18 protein-coding genes and 1 pseudogene are annotated in these 15,820 nt (G+C 65.7%); 13 read left to right on the forward strand and 6 right to left on the reverse strand.

The window, feature by feature from the left end:
• The first annotated feature begins 41 nt into the window (after window positions 1-41).
• The 4 genes from creD (at window position 42) to IB232_RS18290 (ending at window position 2,935) form a co-directional block, all read left to right on the forward strand.
• A complete protein-coding gene (creD, locus tag IB232_RS18275) occupies window positions 42-1,394 on the forward strand; it encodes a cell envelope integrity protein CreD (RefSeq protein ID WP_192400007.1) in 1,353 nt (450 codons plus the stop codon).
• 44 nt (window positions 1,395-1,438) lie between these two features.
• A complete protein-coding gene (locus IB232_RS18280) occupies window positions 1,439-1,744 on the forward strand; it encodes a hypothetical protein (protein WP_225592387.1) in 306 nt (101 codons plus the stop codon).
• Between the two features lie 118 nt (window positions 1,745-1,862).
• On the forward strand, window positions 1,863-2,441 hold the full coding sequence (locus IB232_RS18285; protein ID WP_192400008.1) for a hypothetical protein: 579 nt from the start codon (window positions 1,863-1,865) through the stop codon (window positions 2,439-2,441).
• Between the two features lie 29 nt (window positions 2,442-2,470).
• Window positions 2,471-2,935 carry a hypothetical protein gene (locus IB232_RS18290; protein WP_192400009.1) on the forward strand — a complete coding sequence of 155 codons (465 nt, stop codon included), beginning with the start codon at window positions 2,471-2,473 and terminating at the stop codon, window positions 2,933-2,935.
• Here the strand turns inward: IB232_RS18290 and IB232_RS18295 are convergent.
• The 3 genes from IB232_RS18295 to IB232_RS18305 are packed head-to-tail and all read right to left on the reverse strand — an operon-like array spanning window position 2,923 to window position 5,977.
• Entirely contained in the window at window positions 2,923-3,540 is a 618-nt protein-coding gene (locus IB232_RS18295; RefSeq protein WP_192400010.1) for a glutathione S-transferase, read from the reverse strand. The two genes, IB232_RS18290 and IB232_RS18295, sit on opposite strands and share 13 nt — an antisense overlap.
• A 35-nt stretch (window positions 3,541-3,575) precedes the next feature.
• Entirely contained in the window at window positions 3,576-5,048 is a 1,473-nt protein-coding gene (locus IB232_RS18300) for a flavin-containing monooxygenase (protein WP_192400011.1), read from the reverse strand.
• A complete protein-coding gene (locus IB232_RS18305; protein ID WP_192400012.1) occupies window positions 5,048-5,977 on the reverse strand; it encodes an ion channel in 930 nt (309 codons plus the stop codon). The genes IB232_RS18300 and IB232_RS18305 overlap by 1 nt, the downstream gene beginning before the upstream one ends.
• Window positions 5,978-6,132: 155 nt before the next feature.
• Between IB232_RS18305 and IB232_RS24020 the strand changes: the two are divergent.
• Window positions 6,133-6,492: pseudogene (locus IB232_RS24020) on the forward strand (flagellin); the annotation flags it as partial.
• A 558-nt stretch (window positions 6,493-7,050) separates the two neighbouring features.
• Window positions 7,051-7,617: a flagellin gene (locus IB232_RS24025; protein WP_412547746.1), complete on the forward strand. Its 567-nt coding sequence runs from the start codon at window positions 7,051-7,053 to the stop codon at window positions 7,615-7,617.
• Here IB232_RS24025 and IB232_RS18315 read toward each other — a convergent pair.
• Window positions 7,614-8,174, reverse strand: coding sequence for an NADPH-dependent FMN reductase (locus IB232_RS18315; protein WP_192400013.1), 561 nt, complete (start codon window positions 8,172-8,174; stop codon window positions 7,614-7,616). The two genes, IB232_RS24025 and IB232_RS18315, sit on opposite strands and share 4 nt — an antisense overlap.
• A 57-nt stretch (window positions 8,175-8,231) precedes the next feature.
• Here IB232_RS18315 and IB232_RS18320 point away from each other — a divergent pair, with 57 nt between their 5' ends.
• Window positions 8,232-8,477, forward strand: a complete 246-nt coding sequence (locus IB232_RS18320) for a hypothetical protein (RefSeq protein ID WP_192400014.1) — start codon at window positions 8,232-8,234, stop codon at window positions 8,475-8,477.
• A 10-nt stretch (window positions 8,478-8,487) separates the two neighbouring features.
• On the forward strand, window positions 8,488-8,673 hold the full coding sequence (locus tag IB232_RS18325) for a hypothetical protein (protein ID WP_192400015.1): 186 nt from the start codon (window positions 8,488-8,490) through the stop codon (window positions 8,671-8,673).
• Window positions 8,674-8,676: 3 nt separating this feature from the next.
• Here IB232_RS18325 and IB232_RS18330 read toward each other — a convergent pair whose 3' ends face one another.
• Complete coding sequence (locus IB232_RS18330) at window positions 8,677-9,573, reverse strand: LysR family transcriptional regulator (RefSeq protein WP_192400016.1); 897 nt, start codon at window positions 9,571-9,573, stop codon at window positions 8,677-8,679.
• 142 nt (window positions 9,574-9,715) lie between these two features.
• On the opposite strand from IB232_RS18330, the gene IB232_RS18335 reads away from it, so the two are divergent.
• Both IB232_RS18335 and speB read left to right on the forward strand, forming a co-directional pair.
• Window positions 9,716-10,789, forward strand: a complete 1,074-nt coding sequence (locus tag IB232_RS18335) for a polyamine ABC transporter substrate-binding protein (RefSeq protein WP_192400017.1) — start codon at window positions 9,716-9,718, stop codon at window positions 10,787-10,789.
• A 115-nt stretch (window positions 10,790-10,904) separates the two neighbouring features.
• Complete coding sequence (speB, locus tag IB232_RS18340) at window positions 10,905-11,858, forward strand: agmatinase (RefSeq protein ID WP_192400018.1); 954 nt, start codon at window positions 10,905-10,907, stop codon at window positions 11,856-11,858.
• Between the two features lie 6 nt (window positions 11,859-11,864).
• On the opposite strand, the gene IB232_RS18345 is transcribed toward speB, so the two are convergent.
• Window positions 11,865-12,782 (reverse strand): LysR family transcriptional regulator, encoded by a 918-nt coding sequence (locus tag IB232_RS18345; protein ID WP_192400019.1) that lies wholly within the window; start codon window positions 12,780-12,782, stop codon window positions 11,865-11,867.
• Window positions 12,783-12,883: 101 nt separating this feature from the next.
• Here IB232_RS18345 and IB232_RS18350 point away from each other — a divergent pair, with 101 nt between their 5' ends.
• Genes IB232_RS18350 through IB232_RS23705 form a run of 3 tightly spaced genes read left to right on the forward strand, consistent with a single transcriptional unit; the run spans window position 12,884 to window position 15,790 of the window.
• Window positions 12,884-14,671, forward strand: coding sequence for an alkyl/aryl-sulfatase (locus IB232_RS18350; RefSeq protein ID WP_192400020.1), 1,788 nt, complete (start codon window positions 12,884-12,886; stop codon window positions 14,669-14,671).
• Between the two features lie 13 nt (window positions 14,672-14,684).
• Window positions 14,685-15,476: a sulfatase-like hydrolase/transferase gene (locus tag IB232_RS23595; RefSeq protein WP_263863950.1), complete on the forward strand. Its 792-nt coding sequence runs from the start codon at window positions 14,685-14,687 to the stop codon at window positions 15,474-15,476.
• 29 nt (window positions 15,477-15,505) lie between these two features.
• Complete coding sequence (locus tag IB232_RS23705; protein ID WP_412547743.1) at window positions 15,506-15,790, forward strand: sulfatase-like hydrolase/transferase; 285 nt, start codon at window positions 15,506-15,508, stop codon at window positions 15,788-15,790.
• Window positions 15,791-15,820: the final 30 nt, after the last annotated feature.

The following is a 15,820-nucleotide window of genomic DNA, read 5'->3' on the forward strand; positions in this document are numbered from 1 at the left end:
TCGAGACTCTCCCCACGGTCCAACCCAAGGAGAGTTTCCCCATGAATCGCAACCTGCTGATCAAGCTCGGCGCCATTGCCGCGCTGATCATTCTGCTGATGATCCCCATCATCATGATCGACGGCATGATCGAGGAGCGGCAGGAGCTGCGCGACGGCGTGCTGGAAGACATCGCGCGCAGCTCCAGCCACAGCCAGAAGATCACCGGCCCGCTGCTGGTGGTGCCCTATCGCAAGACCGTGCGCGAGTGGAAGACCCACGACAAGACCGGCGAGCGCTACCTGGAAGAGAGCGAAGTCAGCGGCCGCGTGTACTTCCTGCCGGAGCGCCTGGCCGTCGGCGGGGAGATCGGTACCGAGCTGCGCGCCCGCGGCATCTACCAGGCGCGCCTGTTCCACAGCAACAGCCGCCTCTCCGGCCACTTCGAGGTGCCGGCCAACTTCGGCGTGACCGAGGATCTCGGCGACTTCCGCTTCGGCGAGCCCTTCGTCAGCGTCGGCATCAGCGACATCCGCGGCATCAAGAACAACCTGGTGCTAGAGCAGGGCGAGCGCAAGCTGGCCTTCCAGCCGGGCAGCGCCGACCAGCTGCTGGGCACCGGTGTGCACGCGCCGCTGCCGATGGCGGTGGCCGATACCCACCAGGTACAGCGCCTGGACTTCGCCTTCGACCTGCTGCTGCAGGGCACCGGCGAGCTGAGCATCGCCCCGGTGGGCCGCGAGACCCAGGTCGACCTGAGCGCCGACTGGCCGCACCCGAGCTTTATCGGCGAGTACCTGCCGAGCGAGCGCGAGATCACCGCCAATGGCTTCAGCGCGCGCTGGCAGACCAGCTTCTTCGCCACCAACATGGAGGAGGCCCTGAACGACTGCGCCAATGCCGGCGATTGCAACGCCTTCCTCGGCCGCCAGTTCGGCGTCAGCTTCGTCGACCCGGTGGACCAGTACCTGAAGAGCGACCGCGCGCTGAAGTACGCCCTGCTGTTCATCGCCCTGACCTTCGCCGGCTTCTTCCTCTTCGAGGTGCTCAAGCGCCTGTCCGTGCACCCGGTGCAATACGGCCTGGTCGGCCTGTCGCTGGCGATGTTCTACCTGCTGCTGCTGTCGCTGGCCGAGCATATGGCCTTCGCCCAGGCCTATGCCCTGGCGGCCTCCGGCTGCGTGCTGCTGATCGGCTTCTACGTCAGCCACGTGCTGCACAGCTGGTTGCGCGGCGCCAGCTTCACCGTCGCCCTGGCCGGGCTCTACGCAATGCTCTACGCCCTGCTCAGCGCCGAGGACTACGCCCTGCTGATGGGCTCGCTGCTGGTGTTCGGCCTGCTCGCCGCAGTGATGGTGCTGACCCGCAAACTCGATTGGTACGGCATCGCCAAGCCGACCACCACCCTTGCCTGATCGATACGGGCGCGGCGGTGGCCGCGCCCCCAGAGGAGATCGCCATGATTCGTCTACTGATGCAGTTTTCCGCCTGTTTCGCCCTCGGCCTGGTGGTGGCCGGGATGCTCCTGGTCGGCCTGATGTTCTTCGGCCAGTTCGACCTGATCCACGGCCTCAACCTCAGCGGCCGACCGCTGGCCAGCGTCGCCCTGGCGCTGCTGCCGGGCGGCTTCTGGGATGGCCTCACCGGCGTGTCTGATGCCGCCAGCAACGCCCACGTGCAGTCCTTCCTGCAGCTGTGCGTGGCCCTGGCCCAGGTCGCCCTGCTGCTGGCCGCTGGCTTCTTCCGCCTGTGGTACCGCACATGAGCGGCCGTGTCGGTCTGCGCGAGGAGGCGCGTCTGGGACATCTGCTGGCACGGCGCATTGCGCGGTTGTTCGATCCGCAGCGGTTGCTGGCGGAAGGAAAGGTTAAGGGAGCGCAAAGATGTCGATAAGAGACTGGGGGCTAGGTGTGATCTGTGGCTCGACCGCAGCCTACGTATTCCTCGTGGTGCTCGGCCTTTTGCTGCCGTCTTGGCCGTTCAACGCATTCTTTACGACGTTGTCCCTGCCAATCTTGCTGGTGCTGTGGCGCTACTGGAGAGCGCCGGAGATGGAGAGGAGGCAGGCAGTGGTGAGTGGTACATGGGTTGGGGCCGGTGCCATGATCGTTCTTTGGAGCGGTTATTTCATTGGTCCGGTCGTGAGTCTGCGTGGGACTGCCTTGCTGTTCTGTTCGGTGTTAGTTGTGTGGTCCTGGCTGGTCTACTGGCGCTATCGAAAAGGCTTGGACGGTAGCCGCCGTTCTTTCGTGCTGTTCAGCCTGGGAGCGATGACGAGCAGCTACTTGTGTGCAGCGTTGGTCATTCTGTTATTTGTGAACGCTGGTTGCGTTAGCTCCGTGGGAATGTTCTGTCCTTACACGGTCGCTCCGTTTGCCCAGCCACTAGCCCTTGCCATGGGGCTCTATGTCTATCTGAGACTATGGTCGCGGCCGCATCTCAGGTTGGACGGAAAATGCTGAACCTATGGCAGGGACTTTGTAAGGTTCTGGTGCTTTTAGCATGGGCGCTGCTGTGCCTGTACCTGGTATTCAAGCTGTACGAGCGCTCGCACTTCATTGATGTGCTGCCGGCGGCCATTGAACCCGCCGGTGTGGTGTTGATCAGCGGTCAGAGCGGTTTTCGCGAGGGTTGTGGCGTGGCGGTGTTTCGCCTGTCAGGAGAGACCCTCGATGAGTTGAACAACTCGGGGCTGGCCGCGCTGGACGAGGCCCGCCAGGCGCGTGGCTACGCCGACGACTATTACCACTACGAGGCCTGGCAGAGCACACCGGTGCTGGCGGGGGAAATCAGCGAGGGCTGGCCGCCGCTGGCCTGCGCCGACGCGGACGAAGACCTGGAGCGCCGCATTCTGCTGGCCATGCAGAGTCCCGGTTCTTTCTATACCCGCAAGGGCGATGCGTTGCTGCTGGTACTGCCGGCCGAGGGGCTGATCGTGTTCGGTTACTTCGGATGAGTGTCGCGCATCGACGGCCGCTGGCTGACATCCGCATACCAGGCGGCCAGGCCCGGAAAGCGCTCGCGCCAGCCCAGCTGAGGTTGGCGAAAATCGAGATAGCCGAGGGCGCAGGCCAGGCCGATGGCGGCGATGTCGAAGCGGCTGGCGAGTTCGGCCAGGCATTCGCTCTCGAAGTAGGCCAGGGCCCGCTCGATTTTTTCCTGCTGTGCCGCCTGCCACTGGTCCCAGCGCTTGTCCTCGGGACGCAGAAAGGTCTCATAGCGCAGCAGCACCGCAGCATCGAGGACGGCGTCTGCCAGCGAGGCCAGGGTCAGGCGCCGCCAGCGCGCGCCGCCGGTGGGAATCAGCGGTTCACCGACATGCTGGCTGTCGAGGTAGTCGAGGATCACCCGGCTGTCGTGCAGCACCGTGCCATCGGCCAGGCGCAGGGCGGGAATCTTGCCGGCCGGGTTGTCGTGCAGCACATCGGCGCTGGGCGCCACCGGAGTCAGCTGCACCGCATGCAGGGCGACCCGCTCGGTCTGCCCGGTCTCGTGGAGCAGCACCAGCACCTTGCGCACGAAGGGCGAGGCGGGAGAGTGGTACAGGGTCATGGTGCTCATGCTGGCTCCTCGTTCGGTTGAGCTGATGCAGCCTATCAGCCGTTCGGCTCCAGGGTGAAGGCCTCGGCCGGCCAGCGCCGGGTCTGCCACCAGTAGGCCAGTGTGCTGGCCGGCCACAGGGTGGTGTTGCGCCCGTTGGCATCGAGGTACCAGCTGCGGCAGCCGCTGGTCCACACCGAGTTGGCCATGCGCTGCTGCAACTGCGCGTTGAATGCCTGCTGCGCCTCGGGGTGCACCTCGATGCTGCGCAGAGCGTCGTCGTGCAGGCGCTGGATGGCCTGCATGATAAAGCTCAGCTGAGCCTCGATCATGAAGATCATCGAGCTGTGGCCGAGGCCGGTGTTGGGGCCGGTGAGCATGAAGAAGTTGGGGAAGCCGGCGCAGGCGATGCCCAGGTAGGCCTCGCCGCCATCGCGCCAGGCCTCGCGCAGGCTCAGGCCCTGGCGCCCGACGATATCGACACCGTGCAGGTATTCGGTGGCGCGGAAGCCGGTGGCGAAGATCAGTGTGTCCACCGCATGGCGCTGGCCGTCCTGGGTGTCGACATGGTCGGCGCCGATCTGGGCGATGGCGCTGCGCACCAGGCGCACGTTGGGGCGCTGCAGGGCCGGGTAGTAGTCGTTGGCGATCAGGATGCGCTTGCAGCCGATGCGGTAGTCCGGTGTCAGTGCTTGGCGCAGCTCGGGATCGCGCACCTGCCGGCGCAGGTGGTGCAGGGCCATGCGTTCGGCCGGCTTGAGCAGCCAGTCGCTGCGCCGGGCGAAGCCGGGCACCCGCGATTCGTTGATCCAGTAGATCAGTGCGCGGTACAGCCACTGCAACGGACGCAGGCGCAGCAGGCGTTTCTCCCCAGGGCTGAATGTGCGGTCGGCCTTGGGCAGGATCCATGGCGGGGTGCGCTGGAACAGCAGCAACTGGCCGGCCTGTTCGGCGAGCGGCGGCACGAACTGGATGGCGCTGGCGCCCGTGCCGATCACCGCCACCCGCTTGCCGCTCAGGTCCTGCGTGTGGTCCCACTGCGCGGAGTGGAAGCGCACGCCGCGGAAGTCGGCCAGGCCCGGCAGTGCGGGAATCGCCGGTTCGCTGAGCGCGCCGACGGCACTGACCAGCACCCGCGTGCGCAGCTGTTCGCCGCTCGCCAGCTGCACGCTCCAGTGGCCGCCGGCTTCGTCATAGCGGGCCGCCGTCATGGTCGCGTTGCAGCGGATATGCGGCGCCAGGCCGTAGCGGCGCACGCAGTGCTGCAGGTAGTCGAGAATTTCCGCCTGCCCGGAATACTTGCGCGACCAGTCGGCACGCGGCTCGAAGGAGAAGGAGTAGAGGTGTGACTCGACATCGCAGGCGGCGCCCGGGTAATGGTTGTCGCGCCAGGTGCCGCCGATCTCGCCGGCCCTTTCTAGGATCAAGAAGTCCTCGATGCCGGCCTGACGCAGGCGAATGCCCATGCCGATGCCGGAGAAGCCGGCACCGATCACCAGCACCGCCAACACGGTCGATTCGCCCTGCATCAGCGGGTCATCTTCTTCACGAACACCACCACGAACAGTGCCATGGTGAAGCTGCCGGCGAAGGCCTCGAAGGCGGCGATCGGCCGCGCCAGGCCGTGGGGCGTGATGTCGCCATAGCCCAGGGTGGTGAAGGTCACCACGCTGTAATAGAGGCAGTCGAGCAGGTCGCGCAGGTTGGCCGCCAGGCCACGCTCCAGGGCCAGGCCTAGGGGCAGGTCGCCATGGCGCACGCCGACCAGGAAGTAGAGCAGGCCGCAGGCGACGATCAGGCCGAGGGAGAACAGCACCACGTTGAGCGGCTTCTCGCCGTAGCCGGAGAACAGGTCGACCAACCAGGAGAACAGGCGCCGGCTCGACAGCCGCGGCATCTGCAGGCGGCGCATGACCATCTCGCGGTGGAAGAACTGCCCGGCCTGCTCGAACAGGCCGGCCTTCTCCAGACGCAGGCGCAGGTTGCGGTAGGTCTCCTCGGCCTCCTCGAAGTTCTGCCGCGCGCCTTCCGCGTCGCCTTCCCGCTGGCGCTCGCGACCCCGGCGCTCCTGGATCAGCTGGCGATCCCACAGCACATTGTCCAGCCGCGCGCCTTCCAGGCGCACGCCCAGCAGGTTGCAGTCGCGCAGGTCGGCGCAGTGTAGGTTGGCGCCACGCAGGTCGGCCTTCATCAGCGAGGCACCGCGCAGGTTCAGGGCGAACAGGTGAGCGTTCTGCAGGTCGGCGCGGTACAGGTCGGCCTCACGCAGGTCATAGCCCTCGCGACTGCCGTGATGGACCAGGTCGATGCCGGCGAGATTGGCGTACTTGAGGCGAAAGCCACGCATGGACTCGCCGCTGCGCGCCCGCACCTCCAGCGCCGCGCCCAGCCCCTCGGCCTGGCGCCGATCCTGGTCGGGGGCCAGCCAGTGGCTGTCGTCGGGCGGCTCGGTGGACATGGCAATCTCCTGCAGTGCAGACAAGCCTAGCCCGTCCTGACGAGGGAGACGGACGGTCTAAAGAATTCCCGGCTACGGCCGATGGCTCTGGCGATAGGTCGGATTGGGCCTGTGGTATCGGCCAGGGAACAGCTGTTGTCCAAGGGATTGCCTGCATGGCGTTGACTCTTACCAACGTGTCGTCACTCGGCGTTCAGCGTGCGCTGAATGAGTCGACGCGTGCGCTGGAAATTTCGATGCAGCGTCTGTCCACCGGCTATCGCATCAACAGCGCCAAGGACGATGCCGCCGGTCTGATCATCTCCAATCGCCTGAATAGCCAGATCAGCGGCATGGGCGTGGCGATCCGCAATGCCAACGATGGCATATCCTTGGCGCAAACCGCCGAAGGGGCGCTGCAACAATCCACCAATATCCTCCAGCGCATGCGCGACCTTGCGCTGCAGGCGGCCAACGGCTCCAACGGCGGTAGCGAGCGCGATGCACTGCAGCAGGAGGTCGCGCAGCTGCAGCAGGAGCTGACGCGAATTGCCGAAACCACCAGCTTCGCCGGTCGCAAGCTGCTCGATGGCAGTTTTGGCTCGACCGCCATCCAGGTAGGCGCAGGTGCTTTCGAGTCTATTCCCATCGGGCTCGGCAACTTCAACGCCAACCGTCTGGGCAGCAATGTTCGCGATTTGACCAATGGCACCGCGGGCAGTGGCACCGCCGATCAGTTGGGTGGGCTGTTGCAGCAGAACGGCAGCCTGCCGGACAACGATGTGAGTGGCGAGTTGACCATCGCCGGGCGCAAGACCCAGAGCTTCGCGGTGGCGGGCTCTGCATGGGAGGTGGCCAAGGCCATCAACAAGCGCTCCGATCAGACAGGCGTGACGGCGGATGCGCGCACCGTGCTGCAGCTGAGCTTTAGTGCCGATGACCGCTACTCCTTCGATCTCCAGGACTTGAATGGCGATGCGCTCAGCATCAGTGCCGAGATCGAGAATGGCGACCTCACGCAGTTGGCCGAAGCAATCAATGCCGAGTCGCTGGAAACCGGTATCTTCACGCGCGTCGAAGGCGGCCAGCTATGGATGATCAGCGAGCGGGGCGACGATATTGCCCTGGAAAATTTCCTCTCGGAAAGTACCGGTACGGCTCAGGTACAGGGCTTCGACTATGCCGGCGAGGAAGAGCTGACCGCCTCGGTGGCCACGCTGACCGACGACTCGGCCCTACGTGCCATCGGTGTGGTGCGCCTGAGCAGTGCCTCGGCCTTCTCGACTGCAGTGGATGTGGCGACCGTGGACGGCAGCACGGCGACCAACTTCAGCCACTTTGAGCAGGTCGCTGAAGTCGACCTGCTCACCGATACCGGAGCGCAGACGGCAATCGGTGTCATAGACGGGGCGCTGAGCATGATAGACAGCACCAGGGCCGGGCTTGGCGCGGTGCAGAATCGCCTCGAATACACCATCGCCAACCTGCAGAACATGTCGGAAAACCTCTCCGCGGCGCGCAGTCGGATCAGGGATACCGACTACGCGGTGGAGGTCGCCAACCTGGTCAGGAACCAGATTCTGCAACAGGCGGCAACCGCCATTCTGGCCCAGGCCAACCAGCGGCCGCAGGCCATCCTCAGTCTGCTACAAGGGCTCTAGTCCTTCAGGTTTTTCTCCACCCAAGCGGCATAGGCGTCGATGAACTTCTGCAGGAAGCCCTTGATGCCGTCGTTCGGCTTGCCGTTGTCGTCGAAGAAGTTGCCGGCGCCGCCCAGATAGGCCTCGGGTTGCTGTAGCACGGGGACGTCGAGGAACACCAGGCATTGACGCAGGTGGTGGTTGGCGCCGAAGCCACCGACGGCGCCTGGCGAGGCGCTGAGTACGGCGCCGGGTTTGCCGCTGAAGGCGCTCTGGCCATAGGGGCGTGAGCCCACGTCGATGGCGTTCTTCATCGGTGCGGGGATCGAGCGATTGTATTCCGGGGTGACGAACAGCAGCGCGTCGGCCGCTTTCACCTGGTCGCGAAAGGCCGTGTAGGCGGCCGGGGGCGGAGTGACGTCGATGTCCTCGCTGTATAGCGGCAACTCACCAATCTCGACGATCTGCAGTTGCAGCGAGGGCGGAGCTAGTTCGGCCAGCGCCAGTGCTAGCTTGCGGTTGATCGAGGCCTTGCGCAGGCTGCCGACGATGACCGCGACCTTGTAAACCTTGCTCATGGTGACTCCTGGGATACGAGTGGGGGAACGGACTGAAGACTTGAGCAGGAAACTATAGTGCGCCGCGCCGATTACGCCCCCGCTCTGGCGCGCGGTTTGGCCAGGCTGCGACATTTCGCCGGCTTGTTCGTGAAGGCGTTTGCGCAGAATTTGATCAACGGCGGCGAAACCGCCGACACGCAGGTGGGTCATAGCCTGCAGGCGTGTCATCAACCGGCGGCACGCTGGCCGAACAAGAACAATCCCCGATGCCTGTCACTGCCCGATTGCGCCCGCGCATACCGCGTTGGCCACGATTCGTGAGGAATTGGTTATGGATAGGTTCGACCTCTTCGACCCGCGTTATCAGCTCGAAGCCGAAGACTTCGCCGCTGCATCCACCTCGGCCGCCGCGCCGCGCGCCCTGCACCAGGGCATCCATCAGGCCCTGCATGCGCTCGATGCTCTCGCCGAGCGGTTGCGCCAGCGCGAGCACGCAGGACGCCGACCACGCCGCTGAGCCCTAGCCGGCGAAGCTCGCCAGCAGGTCCGCATTGAGGGCCTGCTGTGCTTCGCTGGGCTGGCGCCCTCGATGCCGGGTGAGGCGGAACTGCACGCTGAAGCCGACTTCGTTCGGCAGCACTTCGCGTAGCTGTCCGCTGGCGACCCAGGGCGCCGCCACGTGCTGCGGCAGATAGCCGATGTGCGCGCCGGAGAGGATGAACGCCAGGCTGCCTTCGACCTGCTCGCAGCGCGCACTGCTGCTGCCGGCTTGCCAGGGTTCGTCGGCGGCGATGAAGCGGTAGGGGTGGAGTACCCGATCGCAGGCGTCGAGGTCGGCGTGGCTGACTTTAGCCTGGCCGAACAGCGGGTGGCCCTTGGCGCAATACAGCGACTGCTGTTCCTCGAACAGCGGCTGGTAGTCCAGCGCGCTCTGGGTGCCGGAAAAGTAGCCGATGGCCAGGTGCAGCTGGCCCTGCAGCAGACGCCGTTCCAGCTCCGCCGGAGTAGCGCTGATCAGCTCGATCTGCACCGCCTGGTTACGCCGGCGAAAGCGCCCGATGGCCGCGGCGACGCTTTGCAGAACATGGCCGTCGAGCGACTCGGAAAGGCCGATGATCAGCTCGCCGAGCAGCTTGTCGGCCATGCCCTGGGCCTCGCCCTTGAAGGTCTCGATGGCGCCGAAAAGCCTGCGCGTGGCGGCCAGCACCTGCTCGCCTTTGGGCGTCAGGCGGAACCCGGCCTTGCCGCGCTCGCACAGGCGAAAACCCAGGCGCGTCTCCAGCTTGGCCATCTGCGTGCTGATGGTCGACTGGCCGATGCCCAGCTCGCCTTGGGCGGCGCTGAAGCCGCCGTTCTCCACCACGCTGACGAACAGGCGCAGCAGTTGCAGGTCGAGGTCGCGCAGTTGGCTGAGCATGGGGGCTCCATACATTGATAGATGGCGATGCCAGAGTAGATCACTTCGTATTTATCGGAAGCAAACGGCGGCGCAGGATGGCTTCACTCCACAGCCCCCAACAGAGGGGCGCGGGCTACCGAATCTGCCGAGGAATCCGCTCATGCGCCTAGTCGCCAGTTTGCTTGTGTTCGCCTTCGCCTTGCCGGTGCAGGCCGAGGAAAAAGTTCTCAACCTCTATAACTGGGCGGACTACGTGCCGGTGCAGGCGCTGCAGCGCTTCCAGGCCGAGACCGGGATCAAGGTCAAATACGACACCTTCGACAGTGCCGAAGTCCTGGAGAGCAAGCTGCTCACCGGCGGCAGCGGCTACGACATCGTCTTCCCGTCCTCCAGCGTGCTCGGCCGCGCCATCAGCGCCAAGGCGCTGCAGCCGGTGGGCGAGCTGGCCGGCAAGGTCAACCTCGACTCCGAACTGCTGGCCAAGCTGGCCGGCGTCGACCCCGGCAATGCCTACGGCGTGCCCTACACCTGGGGCACCATCGGCCTGGGCATCAACAAGGAAGCGGTGGAGCAGCGCCTGCCCGGCGTGGCGCTGGACAGCCTCGACCTGCTGTTCAAGCCCGAGTACGCCAGCAAGCTCAAGGACTGCGGCATCAGCGTGCTCGATTCGCCGCAGGAGGTGATCGCCGTGGTGCTCAACTACCTGGGCAAGGACCCGTACAGCACCGCCGAGGCCGACCGCGAGGCGGCCAAGGATCTGCTGGCCCAGCTGCAGCCGAACCTGCGCTACGTCGGCCAGAGCCGGCAGATCGACGACCTGGCCAAGGGCGAAACCTGCCTGGCGCTGACCTACACCGGCGACGCCGGCATGGCCACCGCCCGCGCCCTCGAGGCCAAGCAGCCGTTCTCGGTGGTCTACCGGATTCCTAAGGAAGGCACGCTGATCTGGTTCGACACCCTGGCCATCCCGGTGGACGCGCCGCACCCCGCGGCCGCCCGCGCCTTCATCGACTTCATGCTTAAGCCCGACGCCATCGCCGAGCTGACCAACTCGCTGTACTTCGCCAATGCCAACCGCGCCGCCACGCCGTTGCTGGACGAGGCGGTGAGCGGCGATCCGGACATCTATCCGGGCGCGGACATGCGCGCCAAGTTGTTCGCCGAACAGAGCCTGCCGCTGCGCGAGATGCGCCAGCGTACCCGCCTGTGGACGGCGTTCCGCACCCAGTACTGATTGTTCAGCGAGCCACTGTAGGAGCGAGCTCTGCTCGCGAAATTCCCCGGCGAATGCTTCGCGAGCAGAGCTCGCTCCTACAAAAGCATTACTTCTTCCAGACCGAGCAATGACCATGGACCAAGCCTTCGACAACGACCAGGCGATGACCCGCGACAGCCTCTACGGCACTGCGGCCGAGCCGACCTACGCCGGCATCACCAGCTTCATGCGCCGCCGCTACACCCGCGATTTGCGCGGAGTGGATCTGGTGGTCAGCGGCGTGCCGTTCGACACCGCCACCACCAACCGCCCGGGCAGCCGCTTCGGTCCGCGCGCCATCCGCGCCGCGTCGATCCAATCGGCCTGGGCCCGTCACTTCCCCTGGGAGTTCGACCCCTTCGACCTGCTGGCCTGCATCGACTACGGCGACTGCTACTTCGACCACGGCACGCCGCAGGACACCCCGGCGGCCATCGAGGCGCACGCCGACAAGATCCTCGCCGCCGGCTGCGCCATGCTCACCCTGGGTGGCGACCACTTCATCAGCTACCCGCTGCTCAAGGCCCACGCCAAGAAGCACGGCACCCTGTCGCTGATCCACTTCGACGCGCACAGCGACACCTGGCCGGACGAGGAGGGCGCGCGCATCGACCACGGCACCATGTTCTACCACGCCGCCAAGGACGGCCTGGTCGACCCCGCGCGCTCGGTGCAGGTCGGCCTGCGCACCACCAACGATGATGTGATGGGCTTCCAGGTGCTGGATGCGCGGCAGGTTAACCGCTGCACCCCTGAACAGATCGCCGAGCTGATCCGCGCCCGTGTCGGCGACAACCCGGTGTACCTGACCTTCGACATCGACTGCCTCGACCCGGCCTTCGCGCCGGGCACCGGCACCCCGGTCTGCGGCGGGCTGAGCAGTCACCAGGCCCTGGAAATCCTCCGTGGCCTGCGTGGCATCAACCTGGTTGGCATGGATGTGGTGGAAGTGGCGCCGCCTTACGACAACGCGGAAATCACCGCCCTGGCTGGCGCCACCCTAGCGATGGAGATGGTCTGCCTGTACGCCGCCCGGCATAAGCTCTGAGGTGGATCAGGGTGAAGGCAGGTCCGGGATCTCGCTATCGCGGTCCTGCTCGCGGAGCAGCTGCAATAGCTGCTCCGCGGCCGGCGAGAGGCTGTGCCCGGCGCGGCTGACGATGCCGTAGGCCGAACTGGCCAACGGCAGTTCGCTCAGCTGCAACAGGGCCAGGCGCCCGGCCTGCACGTCGTGGGCGATCACGTCCCAGGGCGCCATGCTCAGCACATCGCTGCTGGATACCAGTTCCTTGAGAACCATGAAGTTGTCGCACTGAATGCTTAGCGCCTGGCCGCCGCCCAGGTGTTGCAGTGCATCCGCCACCGTCTGTGGCAGCTGCGTGCCGGCCAGGGCATAGGCCTGCAGCTCGCCGCTCTGCAGGGGGCGGGCATGCTGGCGCAGGGGGTGCTGCGGGCGGCAGAACAGCACACCGGGATGACGGCGCAGCGCCTCCACCCGCAGTTGCGGGTCTTCGTGCAGCTCGCGGATATCGGCGACGAACAGTTCCAGTTGGTCGTTGAGCAGGCGCGTGCGCAGCTGCTGCCAGTTGTCGATCTGCAGGTCCACGCGCACCTGCGGATAACGCTGGGCGAACTGGCCGATGGCTTGCGGTACCAGGCGCGCGGCGGGGTATGGGCCTGAACCCAGGCGCAGTTCGCCGCTGGCTAGATTGCCTAGCTGGCTCACCGCATTGCTCAGCGCCTGGCTGCCGGCGAGCAGGCGCCGTGCGTGCTCCAGCACCAGTTGGCCATGCGCGGTGAGGCTGATGCCCCGGCTGTGCCGATCCACCAGGGTGCAGCCCAGGCCGCTTTCCAGCGCCTGGATGCTGCGGCTCAGCGCCGGCTGGCTGAGGTGCACGGCCTCGGCCGCTCGGGCGAAGTGTCCATGATCGGCGAGGGCGACGAAGTGACGAAGCTGACGAAGATCGTTCATGCGAAATACGCATCAAGTCATAGAAAAGAATGCATTGGAATTATGGCTTGGGCTGGATCAGTCTGCAGCTACTTTTAACAAACACCACGAGCCCCTGCCCCATGAGACTGTCCAGCCGTTTCGGTGGCCTGCTGCTGGCCGCCAGCCTGCCTTTGTCTGCCGTTGCCGCCCTGCCCGAGGAACGCATCGAGCCGAGCATCCATCCCGAACTCAAGGCGCATACCGCGCACTTCACCCAGAAGCTGTACAAGGTGGCCGACAACGTCTGGTCGGCGGTCGGTTGGCAGCTCGGCAACGTGGTCGCCATCGATGCGCCCGAGGGGCTGATCATCGTCGACACCGGCGAGTCGGTGAGCGAGTCGCGCAAGATCATGGACGAGCTGCGCAAGGTCAGTGCCAAGCCGGTCAAGGCGGTGGTCTACACCCACTTCCACCCGGACCACATCAACGGCGTGCAGGCCTTCGTCAGCCCCGAGCAGGTGGCCAGCGGCGAGGTGCAGATCTACGCCCACGATACCCTGCTGGCCAACGTGGTAGCCCAGGGCGCGCAGGTCGGGCCGGTTCTCGGCGTGCGTTCGGCCTATACCTTCGGCACCTTCCTCAAGCCGGCCGACAACAAAGATATGAACGGTGGCATCGGCCCGATCGCCAAGGCCGATCCGTCGACTTTCATCGCCCCCACCATCACCTTCAAGGAGCGTCTGGACACCACCATCGCCGGCCTGCCGGTGCAATTCTTCCACGCGCCCAGCGAGGCGCCGGACGAGATAGTGCTGTACCTGCCGAACAACAAGGTGCTGATCAGCGCCGAGGTCGACCAGGGGCCGACCCTGCCGAACATCCACACCCTGCGCGGCACCAAGTTCCGCGACCCGGTGCTGTGGGTGGCCAGCCTCGACCTGCTGCGCTCGCTCAAGGCCGAGTACATGGTGCCACTGCACGGCCGCCCGGTGACCGGCGCAGAAAAAGTGGAGGAGGTGCTGCGCATGACCCGCGACGGTATCGCCTATATCCACGATCAGACCGTGCGCTGGATGAACAAGGGGCTGACTCCGGACGAGCTGGTGGAAAAGGTCAAGCTGCCGCCGCACCTGGCCAGCTACACCCCCTACCTGCGCGAGTACTACGGCACGGTCAAGCACAGCGTGCGGCAGATCTACAACGGCTACCTGGGCTGGTTCCAGGGCGACCCGGTGGATCTCGACCCGATACCGCCGCGCGAAAAAGCGCAGCGCCTGATCGCCCTGATGGGTGGGCGCGACAAGCTGTTGCTGGAGGCGGGCAAGGCCTACCTCGCCGGCGACTACCAATGGGCCGCGGAGCTTTCCGGCTATGCCATCCGCGTCGACCGCGAGGATGAGCTGGCGCGCGACATCAAGGCGCGCAGCTTCCGCAAGCTGGGTTACGCCAGCATGAACATCAACTGGCGCAACTGGTACCTGACCAGCGCCATGGAGTTGGAACGGCAGTTCGACGGCGAGGATGTGCGCGAGCAGGCTCAGGTACTGCGCGGCGTATTCCTCTCGCCGCAGATGGTGAAGAACTTCACCCCACAGGCCTTCCTCGGCAACTGGGTGACCCGCATCGACCCGGAAAAATCGGCCGATGTGCAGATGACCCTCGGCTTCGAGTTCCCCGATGTCGGCGAGCAGTGGGCGCTGGAAGTGCGCCGCGGTGTGGCCCAACTGCATCGCGGCATCCCCGAGGGCACTGTGCTCAAGCTGACGATGGACAAGAGCTTCATGGATACCCTGCTGACTGGCGAGGGCGGGCTGGTCAAGGGCATGCTGCTGGGCGACGTCAAGGTCGACGGCAACCTGCTGGATATCAAGACCTTCCTCGGTTGCTTCGACTTCGGCGAAGAGCCCTTCGGGCTGACCATTCGCTGACAAGGAGGCACTGATGCGGCGTCGTGATCTGCTCAAGCTGGCGGGGGCGACCGGCGTCGCCAGCCTGGCCGGCCCCTTGCTGGGGGCTCCGGCGGTGCAGCGCCCGGCCGGGCGCAAGCCGAACATCCAGCTGATCGTCACCGACCAGCAGCGCGCCCATCAGGACCTGCCCAGCGCCGTGCCGCTGCCCGGCCACGAGCGGCTGCTGCAGCACGCGGCGAGCCTGGGCAATTTCCACGTCAACACCACGCCCTGTTCGCCGTCGCGCTCGGTGCTGTTCACCGGCCAGCACACGCAGCAGACGCTGATCACCGCCAACGTCGGCCTGCCGCCGTTCCGCGAGCTGTCGCCGCAGATTCCCACCCTCGGCCACATGCTGCGCAAGCAGGGCTATCTGACCGCCTACAAGGGCAAGTGGCACCTGTCGCACATCGAGCAGTCGAGCAACCTCACCTACGGCGTGGTACAGCCGAGCACCGATGCGCTGCTGCCGTATGGCTTCGCCGACTACAACCTGAATGGCGACCCGCATGGCTCGCTGATGACCGGCTCCATCTACGACAAGGTCACCGCCAGCGACTCGGTGGCCTGGCTGCAGCAGCACCGCAGCGACGAGCAGCCGTGGTTCCTCGCGGTCAACTTCGTCAACCCGCACGACATCATGTTCTACAGCTCGGGAATCAGGCAGGAGCAGAGCCGCCTGCGGCGTAACTTCCTCGGCCCGATCTCGCCGGGCCGAGCACCGGGCTGTACGAGCAGCACTGGGACCTGCCGCTGCCGAAGAGCTTCTACGCCGAGGACCTGAGCCGCAAACCCTGGGCCCAGCGCGCCGACGTGGAGCTGTGCAATAACGTCTATGGTCGCCTCGACCCCAAGGACGAGCAGGCCTGGCAGGTCCTGCAGAGCTACTACCTGAACTGCGTGCGCGACGTCGACCAGTCCATCGAACAGGTGCTGCTGGCGCTGGAGAGCAGCGGCCTGGCCGACGACACTATCGTCATCGTTACCGCCGACCACGGCGAGATGGCCGGTGCCCACCAGCTGCGGCAGAAGGGCCCGCACATGTACAAGGAGAACGCCCGGGTCAATTTCATCGTCCGCCACCCGGATATCCAGTAGGGTTTCACCAGCGAAGCGCTGGGCTCCACC

The organism is Pseudomonas sp. PDM15 (assembly GCF_014851565.1).
Lineage (GTDB): Bacteria > Pseudomonadota > Gammaproteobacteria > Pseudomonadales > Pseudomonadaceae > Aquipseudomonas.